The 12,049-nt window shown below is 39.4% G+C and carries 12 protein-coding genes and 1 pseudogene; 10 read left to right on the forward strand and 3 right to left on the reverse strand.

Annotation, left to right across the window (positions count from 1 at the left end; all coding sequences use genetic code 11):
* From V7266_RS01685 to V7266_RS01715, 6 genes and pseudogenes are all read left to right on the forward strand, one after another.
* A partial coding sequence (locus tag V7266_RS01685) for a hypothetical protein (RefSeq protein WP_335465498.1) occupies nucleotides 1–258 on the forward strand: 258 nt, incomplete at its 5' end.
* 70 nt (nucleotides 259–328) lie between these two features.
* The gene (locus V7266_RS01690) at nucleotides 329–1,207 is read left to right on the forward strand and encodes an FAD:protein FMN transferase (RefSeq protein ID WP_335465499.1); all 879 of its coding nucleotides are present in this window, start codon (nucleotides 329–331) and stop codon (nucleotides 1,205–1,207) included.
* A 1-nt stretch (nucleotide 1,208) separates the two neighbouring features.
* The gene (locus V7266_RS01695; RefSeq protein ID WP_335465500.1) at nucleotides 1,209–1,745 is read left to right on the forward strand and encodes a ferric reductase-like transmembrane domain-containing protein; all 537 of its coding nucleotides are present in this window, start codon (nucleotides 1,209–1,211) and stop codon (nucleotides 1,743–1,745) included.
* Between the two features lie 165 nt (nucleotides 1,746–1,910).
* Nucleotides 1,911–2,777: pseudogene (locus tag V7266_RS01705) on the forward strand (diguanylate cyclase domain-containing protein); the annotation flags it as partial.
* Between the two features lie 179 nt (nucleotides 2,778–2,956).
* A complete protein-coding gene (locus tag V7266_RS01710) occupies nucleotides 2,957–3,496 on the forward strand; it encodes a CBO0543 family protein (protein WP_335465501.1) in 540 nt (179 codons plus the stop codon).
* A 73-nt stretch (nucleotides 3,497–3,569) separates the two neighbouring features.
* Complete coding sequence (locus V7266_RS01715; protein ID WP_335465502.1) at nucleotides 3,570–3,710, forward strand: DUF3934 domain-containing protein; 141 nt, start codon at nucleotides 3,570–3,572, stop codon at nucleotides 3,708–3,710.
* Between the two features lie 57 nt (nucleotides 3,711–3,767).
* Here the strand turns inward: V7266_RS01715 and V7266_RS01720 are convergent, their stop codons facing one another.
* The 3 genes from V7266_RS01720 to V7266_RS01730 all read right to left on the reverse strand — a co-directional run bounded on the left by V7266_RS01720 (nucleotide 3,768) and on the right by V7266_RS01730 (nucleotide 6,821).
* Nucleotides 3,768–4,520 (reverse strand): sulfite exporter TauE/SafE family protein, encoded by a 753-nt coding sequence (locus V7266_RS01720; RefSeq protein WP_335465503.1) that lies wholly within the window; start codon nucleotides 4,518–4,520, stop codon nucleotides 3,768–3,770.
* 89 nt (nucleotides 4,521–4,609) lie between these two features.
* Complete coding sequence (locus V7266_RS01725) at nucleotides 4,610–5,713, reverse strand: 5-methyltetrahydropteroyltriglutamate--homocysteine S-methyltransferase (RefSeq protein WP_335465504.1); 1,104 nt, start codon at nucleotides 5,711–5,713, stop codon at nucleotides 4,610–4,612.
* A 157-nt stretch (nucleotides 5,714–5,870) separates the two neighbouring features.
* Complete coding sequence (locus V7266_RS01730; protein WP_335465505.1) at nucleotides 5,871–6,821, reverse strand: helix-turn-helix transcriptional regulator; 951 nt, start codon at nucleotides 6,819–6,821, stop codon at nucleotides 5,871–5,873.
* A gap of 281 nt (nucleotides 6,822–7,102) precedes the next feature.
* Here V7266_RS01730 and V7266_RS01735 point away from each other — a divergent pair, with 281 nt between their 5' ends.
* From V7266_RS01735 to V7266_RS01750, 4 genes are all read left to right on the forward strand, one after another.
* Nucleotides 7,103–8,455 (forward strand): MFS transporter, encoded by a 1,353-nt coding sequence (locus V7266_RS01735; RefSeq protein ID WP_335465506.1) that lies wholly within the window; start codon nucleotides 7,103–7,105, stop codon nucleotides 8,453–8,455.
* A 43-nt stretch (nucleotides 8,456–8,498) separates the two neighbouring features.
* Nucleotides 8,499–10,487 carry a glycoside hydrolase family 127 protein gene (locus tag V7266_RS01740; protein ID WP_335465507.1) on the forward strand — a complete coding sequence of 663 codons (1,989 nt, stop codon included), beginning with the start codon at nucleotides 8,499–8,501 and terminating at the stop codon, nucleotides 10,485–10,487.
* A 199-nt stretch (nucleotides 10,488–10,686) separates the two neighbouring features.
* Nucleotides 10,687–11,649 carry a bile acid:sodium symporter family protein gene (locus V7266_RS01745; protein ID WP_335465508.1) on the forward strand — a complete coding sequence of 321 codons (963 nt, stop codon included), beginning with the start codon at nucleotides 10,687–10,689 and terminating at the stop codon, nucleotides 11,647–11,649.
* A 286-nt stretch (nucleotides 11,650–11,935) separates the two neighbouring features.
* A partial coding sequence (locus V7266_RS01750) for a CBS domain-containing protein (protein WP_335465510.1) occupies nucleotides 11,936–12,049 on the forward strand: 114 nt, incomplete at its 3' end.

Below are 12,049 nucleotides of genomic sequence, written 5' to 3' on the forward strand. Positions count from 1 at the left end.
ACAACACAGAGCTCTACACAAACCTCTCAAAGCGGGAACAGCCAGGATTCATCGATCACTTACGAGGTTCCGAGCCAATCAACGGATACCACAACATCAACTGATACCACAACATCAACGGATACTACTACATCTACCGATACGAGTGGTTCTACGGACACAAATGGATCTCAGCAGTCAGATGATCAATCAGTTTCACAAGACAATTCGTTTCAGAGCCAACATGGAGGCTTTGATACGACCACAGGTGGGACCTGATTTAATATAGTATCGCTTCAATTCAACTAGTACATCGGTGCACTTGATACTATACAGGAGGAAAATGATGATGTTTAAGTATAACTTCAATTCAATGAGTACAATGGTCCAAATATCGATAAGTAAAGAATTATTTGCAAATGATCTCATGCCGGTTTATAAATTATTTGCCTCTGTCGAAGACACCTGCAGCCGGTTTAAAGAGAATAGTGAGTTATCACAGATAAATCAACAGCTGGAAAAAGAAGTGGACGTTTCTGATCCATTATTTAGCATCTTAAAAGATGCACTTCAATTTTACGAAGAAACAAATGGAGTCTTTAATCCTGGTATTTTATCAGCGATTGAAAACAGCGGCTATACACGATCCATTGAGTTTATTAAAGGGCGGGAGTTGGGTGTCCCGTCCCCAACAGCTCCGGTATTTACAAAACTGAAGCCCTATCAATTGGATGAGGAAAAACAAACAGTGCTATTGAACACCCGGATTGATTTAGGCGGAATCGCCAAGGGCTGGGTAGTTGACCGTGCAGCTGAAATCTTATTCGAATATGGATTTGGATTTGTTAATGTCGGCGGCGATATTCGCATTTTTGGAAGTTTGCCACGGCCTTTAAATATTGGGATCGAAGACCCTTTTGACCCATCAAAAATGCTCTCATCCATCCAAGTCACTGAGGGTGCTGTTGCTACTTCTACTTCGATGAAAAGAAGATGGACGGTGAATGGCAGAAGCAAGCATCACCTGATTGATCCCACAACAGGTGAACCATCCGCGAGTACGATTATTTCTTCGACTGTCACGGCCCCCACTGCGGTGGAAGCAGATGTTTTAGCAAAAGTGATTCTATTATTGGGAGAAGAGCGCGGGAAGGCCTTGCTTTCTGTCAAAAAGAATCCAGCTGTTATGATCAATGAAACAAGAGAAATTTGGAGAGGCGGCGAATAACATGGAATCATTGGAATGGTACGCAATCCGGGCAACTGGGGTTGTGGCATATCTATTATTATATTTAGCGGCATTAACGGGGCTATATTCTGCGGTACAGAAGAAACGGAAAAAGAAAGTCAATAATCTCCTTCATTTTCATGAGGTAGTGTCAGACTGGTCATTAATTATGACTGCGGGTCACTTAGGAATTTTATTGATTGATGCTTACATGAAATTTAGTTGGTCTGACATCCTGATTCCATTTAGCGGCAGCTATCAAACCATTTCGATGGGGATCGCATCGATTGCGACTTATTTCTTAATTTTAACGATTGTCACATCGAAGTTCCGTAAGAAAATTGGTTACAAAAGATGGCAGAAGCTGCATGCTCTTAACCCTATTCTGTATATCTTAGTGACTGCACACGGGTTAATGAGTGGTACGGATTTCCAAGGGATGATTGTGGCCGTTGTCAATATTGTACCAGTTGTTCTTATTCTTGGAATGTTTCCTTCTGATAAGAAGAAGTTAGCGGAAGGGAACGGAGCAATTTAGAAAAATGGGTTGGAGGTTCTCCAAGCCATTTTTTTGCTGTTATTTTTCGAAAAAATACATAAATTGTCCTTTGGAAATGAAGGTTCCATTTAAATATACTTATAGTATAGTACCGCAAAAACGTTAAAAGATCTTCAAGAATTAAAATTTGCTTTAGATGAATCTAATATTGTTCAAATTGTGGATAAAAAAGCTAATATATTGTACGCCAATGAAAAGTTCTGCCGTATTTCTGGATTTACCTTTCAAGAACTCCAGGGTAAAAACATGCGAATGTTTAATAGTAGTTACCATCCTAAAGAATTTTTTCAAGAGTTATGGAGGGAAGTTTCAAAGGGGAATGTTTGGAGGGGAGAAATACGAAATCAGGCAAAAAACGGTGATTACTTTTGGGTCAATACCACCATTGTTCCATTTTTAGATTATGAGAAGAAGCCTTTACGGTATATTGTCATTCGAAATGATATTACACGGAATAAAGAAAATGAGAAAAAACTAGAATACTTATCAAACATTGATGGATTAACTTCTTTATTTAATCGCAGGTATTTTGATCATATGCTTCATTATTATTGGGAATCTCCATCCCATTGTCATTATCCGCTCTCGGTCATCTTATTTGATGTGGATTATTTCAAATCCTATAACGATTATTATGGTCATGTATTAGGGGACCAGTGTTTAATTAATATTTCTACTCGCATTAAAGGATTACTCGATTCCTATGAGGCTGTTTGTGCCAGATATGGCGGGGAAGAGTTTGCAGTTATCCTCCCACAAAGAGAATCCCATGAAGCCTATTTGATAGCGGAGAAAATCAGGTTTGAGATTGAACAGTTACATATTCCTCATCAAATGTCGAATATTAGTGAATGGGTGACCATGAGTTTTGGGGTGGCATCGGTTATACCCAATGAATCGCTCAATTCGAAAGAATTATTAGAGTTAGCTGATCAAGCATTATACGAAGCAAAAAAATGCGGAAGAAATAGGGTTTTCCGATTTGAAGAAACATTAGTTTTGAGTAAATAAGCACCAAATAGCTAACGGAAGAGAAGGGAAAAGTTTGAAAAAATGGGTTGGGGGTTTCTCCAAGTCATTTTTTTATGCTGTTTTTAAGAATTCTTTTTAAGATATTTCTAATCGTTTAAACACTCTTAATATGAATAATACTAATAGGTAGTGAAATGAGCTGGAAGGGGGGAGACGTCATGTTACATACATTTGTATCTTACTTAAGAATGGCGTTGCCCTTTATCTATATGATAAGTGCTTGGCGGTTTGCTGATTGGAGAAACTGGTGGAAATACTATCCCACCATCCTTTTTATCGTAAGTGTGGACTTTTTTATTTCAGTTCTGATGTATGAATACCCATTATGGACCTTTCAAGGTTCATTAATCGTACCCAACCATACCATTGCCGATTTCATTCTAACCTTTATCACCTTCCCCAGCCTGACCTTACTTTATTTATCCTTATACCCGTATCCATTACATTGGCCTAAGCATGTTTTATATATGGGCAGCTGGTTTATGATCGAGGTGATGACGGAGTTTCTGTTTATGAAATCAAAACTGATCACCTATCACCACGGCTGGAATTTTGGCTGGTCATGTTTGGTTTGGCTATTTTTGTTTATTGGATTACGACTCCACCATACGAGGCCGCTTTGGGCATGGGTTCTTTGCTTTGTGTGTTCCGCGTTTTTAATCCTATACTTTCACATTCCGGTTACGAAGTTTAGGTGAAGCTAGCTTCCCGTCAAGGATTTAAGTTAGAATAAGGCGTTATATTTGACTTAATGTACAAAGGGGTGATGATTTGAGTAAAGCTAAAGGAAAAAGTGGGACAGGCAGAGGAACAGGAAAGAAGGGCTGGAATCGTTGGCAATCTAGTGCCAACAAAAAAAAGAGTGCAAAACCTTATATTAGTAAAGGGACCAAAAAAACGGATGTTGAATGAGGAAGCACGGGGACGGTTCTTCTGCTTCAAAGAAGCAAGAGAACCGTCCCCATGCCTCTAAAGCATAACGAGCATATAAACTGAGGATAGGATGGTTATGATTGCAATCATGATTTTTAAAAGGTGAATAGGAACTTTGTTTGCAAGGCGTGCACCTGTGATTATTCCGATAATGGTACCAAGTAAACTAGCGATAATTAATGTTGAGGTGGTCTTCATATCCGCATGGGCAAAGTATCCGAATATCGATGGAATGGCAATGACTACTGAATTTAAAAGACTTACCCCCACGGCTATCCGAATATTGATTCCGAGGCTAGCTAGTAATGGCACTAATAAAATCGGACCGCCTGCTCCTGTTAATGAGCAAATGACCGCAGTAATAAATCCAAGTAGAATTACGATGAAAGAATGATTCAATATAGGTGACTGATTTATTTTCGTATTTTCATTGGTTTTCTTAAGTAGAATGGATAATCCAGCTAACAGGACAAAGATATAGAGGAGCAGCCTTGCCAGAAAATCAGAAATTAACACATTGATTTGAACGCCCAAAAACGCACCTGGAAGGCTGCCGATGCTCAAAAAAAGGGCTAGTTTCAAATCCATGTTTTTTGATTTCCAATAGGAGTAAGCGCCAATAACACCTGAGACAGCAAAGGATAAGAAACTTAGCGCAAGGGAATCATGGACGGGCATAGCTAAAAAACCTACATAAATTAACGGCAGAAGAAATCCGGAAATTCCGGACATACCCAATAAAACGCCAATAATCAGATTGGAACATAAAACAATACTAAATGTGAGCATTTATCAGACCTCAATTAAAAAAGCATGGGGACGGTTCTGTTGCTCCGGAATCAAATCCGGAAGCAAAAGAACCGTCCCCGCGCATCCGTTTATTTCCAAACATCATTCGCAATCGAAATAACGTGTCTTACTTTATCCCATTGCTGTTCCTCTGTTAGTAGATTTCCTTCTTCGGTAGAGGAGAATCCACATTGCGGGCTTAGGCATAGTTGGTCTAAGTCTACATACTGTGATGCTTCCGCAATACGTGTCTTGATGCGCTCAGGATCCTCTAATTCCCCAAACTTAGATGTAATGAGTCCAAGAACAATCTGTAAATCCTTACGATTCACGTGTTGTAGCGGAGCAAAACCGCCAGAGCGCTCATCGTCAAATTCTAGGAATAAGCCATCTAGATTTAACTGGCCAAAGATATATTCTGACGCATTATCATAACCGCCGCTTGCTGTATAAGTAGATTTAAAGTTTCCGCGGCAGATATGCATGGTGATGACCATATCTTCTGGTTTGTTAGCAATCGATTCATTGATGGCACGAGTGAAAATCTTAATTAACTCTTCTGGCGTATAGCCTTTGTCGGCGATTTGCTTCTGGCCTTTCTCAGAGAAGAACACTGCCCAAGAGGTATCATCAAGCTGTAAATAACGGCAGCCTGCATCATAAAATGCTTGAATTGCTTTTTGATAGGCTTTAATTAAATCATCAAAGAACTCATCTTTGTTTGGATAGACCGCTTCCTCAATTACTCCTCTAAAGAAAAGCATATTTGGACTTGGGATTGTGAATTTCGCAACGTGGTCACCCTTGATGCTGTCCAAGAATTTATAGTCTTCGATAAATGGATGCTGACCGAAGTCTAATTTACCTGTTACTTTTATTCCGTGTGCTCTTGTTTGAACACCATTAAATTGAATACCTGACTCGGCCTCAAAAAGCTCAACGCCCTCTAGTCCTGCTAGGAAGTCGAAATGCCACCAGGCACGGCGGAATTCTCCATCGGTTACAGCTGACAGGCCAACTTCTTTTTGTTTTTCTACTAATTTAATGATCTCTTCATCTTCGATGGCACGGAGCTGTTCCGCTGTGATTTCTCCGTTTTCTTTTTGAAGACGAGCTTGCTTAAGCCGCTCCGGACGCAGGAAGCTTCCGACATGGTCGGCCTTGAAGGGTGCTCTAGTGAGTGTTTTTGTCATTTTATCTGCTCCTTTAATAAATATAATTTTAATTATATATAAAATTTTCGAAAAATGCTTAGATGAAATATCTACTAATCATTTCTATTTAATAGAAAAATAAGGCGTAATATACAATCTGTGCATTAAATCTTGTATGTTACGTATTATTTTTAATTCAAGAAGACTGAGATAAATGGGCAGGAATTGGAATATCAGGATCAACCGAAATCGTATTAATGTAGGTATGGGTATACGCATCACGGAATTGGCTTGGCGTAATTCCCTCATAATTTTTGAATAGCTTCATAAAATACTTTTCATCTTTAAAATTTAATTCATAGGATATTTCTTTAATAGACTTGTTCGTTGTACATAATAACTCCTTTGCTTTATTGAGCCTTAAAGTATTGATATATTTGATCGTACTCATCCCGATCTTTTTTTTGAAAAGACGGGTTAAGTGATCAGGATTAAATGAGAATGTATCAGCCACTTCCTTGACACTCAAGTCCTCGTAAATATTGACACGAATCCATTCGACGATTTGGGCAAACTTCTGGGAATTCTCCGCAGGGTTGGTCGTGCTATGCAGCAACTGCTTGTGATACTGTTCCGTCAATTCGATTAACAGTTCCGTCACGACATAATCAACGGCAAAAGTACTGTAGTAAGAGGCATTCGCAATGTCTAAAATCTGCTTCATCAATATAAAAGGTTTGTCTGTAAACGTAACGCGAAAGAAAGCAGGCAGAAATATCGAATCGTTGATGGCTGCCTTATGAGAGTCTATGTCAGAGGCCATCAAATGGTTGATTAATTGTTCTTTTGAATATGTCACTGCTTCCATCCGAGGAAAAAAATGAAGCCAGAAGAAGCTTGCTCCCTTTTGTGATGGATGATAACCAAAGTAACGAACTCCTGGCGGGATTAGTAATACATCACCAGGCTGGAGTTCGTATTGCTCGGCTCCTACTTGGATATAAATGGAATGCTGTAATCCAATAAGTAACTCAAAATCTTTGCTTAACTGCATTTCCTTATGCTTCCAATCTTCGGCACTTACAAATTGGCCAGATTTATAGTAAGCCAGCGGTCTTTCAATAGTAATTTTCCATAGTAAATCCATCATTATCACCAATCCGAGCAGAAATTGTTTTCATATACCAAAAATCGGTTTTAGACACTATAAGAAAAGTAGAAAACGTTATCACTAGTAATTATAACATAAAAAATGTAAATAAAACGGTTTATTATCCCTATTAAAAAGTCGGAAAAGAACACCAAAAATACATTTTTATCAGTTCTCTCCCTGGTGACAAAACGCTTACAATAGAGACAAGCTTAAGGTACCTTACTTCTTTAACATAATGGCCATTATGAAAAATCATTAAGATGGAGGCTGCGAACATGGATAACACAAATCTTTTATCAGATAAAGTTCCATTTCATAGGCGGATCAGCTATGCATTAACCGATACTGGCGGTAACCTATTATATTGCATTATCGGCGGCTATTTATTGTACTTTTATACAGATGTTTTCGGTCTATCGGTAGGGGTAGCCGGGACATTGTTACTATTAACAAGATTAATAGATGCAATTGATGCACCTATTTGGGGATTTATAATTGACCGTACCAAATCGAAACATGGTCAAAGCCGCCCTTATTTCCTGTGGATGTGTATTCCGTTTGCAGTATTCACCGTGCTAACCTTCACAACACCAAATCTTGATGGAACATGGAAGGTCATTTATGCGACCGCCACTTATATTTTAGCTGGGATTTGCTATACGGGTATTGCAACACCGATTACCTCGATTTTGCCAAACCTAACTAGGGATCCGAACGAACGCGTCATTTTGAATTCCTTCCGAATGGTTGGCGGAAACGTTGGTAACTTTGCAGCTGTTACGTTTACTCTTCCATTAGTTGCTTTATTTGGAGGCGGTAACGATCAAAAAGGATTCACACTGACTGTGGGATTATTTGCTATCATTGCTGTCGTTATGTTCTTAATTGCATTTGTTGACTTAAAGGAAATTAACACCGAAAAAATTAAGGCGATTCCAGTTAAAACGAGTATCAAGGCAATTAATGGGAACTGGCCTTGGGTTATTATTGTATCCGCCAATTTATTATTCTGGATTGCGCTGACGGTTCGAACTTCTACCCTTGTTTATTATTTTCAATATAATATTGGCCATAAAAATTTAGTCCCGCTTATTAATGGAATTTCAATTATCCAAGTAATCGGGATGGCGGCCATTCCATTTATCGTGAAGTTCTCCTCGAAGCGTTCGACGATGATCATTGGTTTCGTTCTCGCTGCAGTAGGACAGGTCATCATGTTCGTGGCTGGTACCTCACTTAGCGTCATTATCATTGGCTGGATTATTGGCTGTATTGGTTCTGGAATTGCTTGTTCGATGCCGTTTGCGATGCTGTCAGATACCGTTGATTATGGTGAATGGAAAACTGGTATTCGCGCGAGCGGATTTTTAACCGCAATCGGCAGTGCATTTTGTATAAAAGCGGGAGCAGGGATTGGCGGCTTTCTCCCAACGCAGATTATGGGAGCATTCGGCTATGTTCCGAACGCAGTCCAATCGCACGGCTCCTTGTTTGGGATTCAATTTTCTTTTATCTGGCTGCCAACGATTATTTTTGCGCTAGGGATTATTCCCATGCTTTTCTATCAAAAATATGAAAAAAATGAACTTCAAATCCGTAACGACTTAACTGCTCAAAAGGCTAGTTGAAGGCGTCTTTTAAACCCAAAAGTAGATTGAAAGGAAGTTTATTATGACCGTAAAAAATAGCGCACCTATTCATGTACATGATGTAAAAATTACCGACAAATTTTGGACACGTTATTTAGAGAATGTGAGAAAAGAAATGATCCCTTATCAGTGGGATGTCCTAAATGACCGAGCCAACATCACGATTGAAAAAGAGCGCAATGATGAAACCATTCCATCTGAAAAAAGCCACGCAATTGAAAATTTTAAAATCGCTGCTGGTTTAAAAGAAGGCCATCACTATGGCTGGGTCTTCCAGGATAGTGATGTGTATAAATGGTTAGAAGCAGTCGCTTATTCATTACACCATACGTATGATGAGGCATTAAAGGAATTAGCCGATGAAGTAATTGACTTATTGGAACTTGCCCAAGAAAAAGACGGCTATTTAAATACCTATTTTTCCATCGAAGAACCTGAACGAAGATTCAAAAAGCTAGCGGAAAGTCATGAATTATATTGTGCGGGTCACTATATTGAGGCAGCAGTAGCTTACTACGAAACAACTAAAAATGAAAAGGCTTTAAAGATTGCGTGTAAATTAGCCGATTTTATTGATGCTAGCTTCGGTGATGAGCTCGGCAAAATCAAAGGCTATGATGGTCATGAAGAAATTGAACTTGCTTTAGCAAAGCTCTATCAACTAACTAATGAAAGTAGATACTTGGAGTTAAGCCGATTTTTCTTATATGAGCGCGGAACAGACACTACCTTCTTTGAGCGGCAATTAAAAGAAGATACCGGTAAAAGGCCCGTGATTGAGGGGATGACCCACCGGCCGTTAAGTTATTATCAAGCACATAAGCCGATCCTTGAGCAGGAAAGTGCGGAAGGACATGCTGTACGACTCGTCTATCTTTGTGCGGCAATGGCAGATGTTGCCTATTTAAGTAATGATGGGGAAATGCTAGAGGCCTGCGACAGACTTTGGAAGAGTATTGTATCCAAGAGGATGTATATTACGGGTGGAATTGGCTCAACGGTTGATGGCGAGGCCTTTACCTCTGATTACGATTTACCGAATGACACGATGTACTGTGAAACCTGTGCATCGATTGGACTCATCTTCTTTGCATACAATATGCTGAAAAATGATGCCAATGGTTCTTATGCAGATACGTTAGAAAGAGCGCTGTATAATACTGTTATAAGCGGAATGGCCTTGGATGGAAAGCATTTTTTCTATGTGAATCCATTAGAAGTGAATCCACAAAATAGCGCGAAGGATCCTGGCAAAAGTCATGTGAAGGTAACCCGCCCAGAATGGTTTGGCTGTGCATGCTGTCCGCCAAACCTTGCGCGCATGTTGACTTCACTTAATAAATATATCTACACCATCCATGATGATGTTATTTATACGAGTCTTTATTTAACCAATCAAACGAACGTAGTGGTAAAGGATACAAAGATTAGTTTGCAGCACGAAACAAATTATCCATGGGACGGTGATATCAAGTTCCGTATTCAACCAGACAGCCCTGTCTCCTTTGGCTTCGCCGTTCGGATCCCAAGCTGGTCAAAGACCTTTAAGCTCTATCTAAATGGAGAAGAAATAAAGGAACAGCCAACTAACGGTTATATCATTATTGATCGGGAATGGAAAGGTAATAACGAGTTAGTCCTTTCACTCGATATGAACATTCAGGTATGGTCAGCAAACCCGTATGTAAAAGCCGATTTAAATAAAATCGCGATCCAACGCGGGCCATTTATTTACTGTTTAGAAGAAGCGGATAATGGAGCAAATCTACATCTTATTCGCATTCCTAAAAATGAGCCATTTAGTTATCGTTTTGAAGAGAATCTATTTGGTGGAGTGGGTATTATTGAAGCTAATGCTAAAAAGAGAGTCGTCCAAAAGGAATGGGGAAATCAATTGTATGCAACGGATCTAGATGAAGAATATGAAGAGAGGAAAGTTACTTTTATTCCTTATTATTGCTGGGCAAACCGGACTCCTGGAGAGATGCTCGTTTGGGTAACAAAGGAATAAGTTAACACTAAGCCCTTGGCAGGTTGCATCCTGTTAAGGGCTTTTTTAGGCTCATCTTAGGTTATTAGGTTTTAGAAAAGTAAAACTATCAAGCAGAAAATATTATCTAAATGAAAACATTGATTTTTTTGAAAATTTATTCTNNAGTGAAAGACTAATTATTTAGAAAAGAGAAAAAATTTATATTGGGGGTTCTATTATGGGAGTCATCGAGAAAATCAGCGGATTTGCCGGAAAAACCTTTACATTATGGGTATTAATCTTTGCTGTTGTAGCTTTTAATTTTCCAGCTCACTTTGTGTGGCTAGGAGGATATATTGTTCCTTTATTAGGGATTGTTATGTTCGGAATGGGTCTGACTCTGGAGTTATCAGATTTCAAAGAAGTGTTTAGAAGACCAAAAGAAGTGGCCCTTGGGGTCATCGGTCACTTTATCATCATGCCGTTGTTGGCCTTTTTATTAGCTGTCGGTCTTGATTTACCGAAGGAAGTGGCGGTAGGGGTTATTTTAGTAGGATGCTGCCCGAGCGGAACGGCTTCGAATGTTATGGTGTTTCTAGCAAGAGGAAATGTGGCCTTGGCGGTTGCGATTGCCTCTGTTTCTACGATTCTAGCACCAATTGTCACACCACTACTTATTCTTCTGTTTGCGAGTAAATGGGTGGATGTTAGTGTGGCGTCTTTATTTCTATCAATTGTACAAGTGGTTATTGTTCCGTTAGCTTTGGGCTTTATCATTAAAAAGTTCTTTGGAAAACAGGCACAAGCCGGTGCCAAAGCATTGCCGCTTGTTTCGGTTATTGCGATTGTGCTAATTGTCTCTGCGGTTGTTGCAGGCAGTGCGGCGAAGATTGCGGAAACTGGTTTGCTCATTTTTGGAGTGGTCATTCTTCATAATCTGTTAGGATTCTTGATTGGATTCTTCTTTGCCCGTTTATGCGGGATGGACCTTGCGAAACAGAAGGCTGTCGCAATGGAAGTCGGCATGCAGAATTCAGGTTTGGGAGTCGCTATTGCGACCGCTCATTTCTCACCTTTAGCAGCTGTACCTAGTGCGATTTTCAGTGTTTGGCATAATTTATCTGGTTCAGTTCTAGCGAATATTTTTAGCCGGATAAAAGAGAAAGGTCAAAACGATCAAAGTATTAAACGTGTAGGGTAATCCTATCACCTCTCAGCTTCATTGGGCTGGGAGGTTTTTTGGTTCTGGGATTACGTTTCCAATTTTTGTTGAATTAGTTTTGATTTATGTAGAATACTTACTACCATTTGTAGAATTCCCTCTGGCTTTTGTAGAAATCCTCCTTTATTACGTAGAATCCACCCGTACTTTTGTAGAATCCACACTCAGGTAAACACAGCCTAAATATGTTTAACCATAAAATAGGGCGGGTATGGAACAAATAGGAAATAAGAAAGGAGACATTAAAATGAATGTTGCTAGTGTAATGACAACCGATATTGATTGCTGTACTCCTGAAAGTACTTGTAAAGAAGTAGCGATGAAAATGAAAGAACTTGATGTAGGGGCGATTCCTATTTGTGAAAATGAAAAATTAGTG

Origin of the sequence: Neobacillus drentensis (assembly GCF_036965645.1) — a bacterium.
GTDB lineage: Bacteria > Bacillota > Bacilli > Bacillales > Cytobacillaceae > Neobacillus > Neobacillus drentensis_D.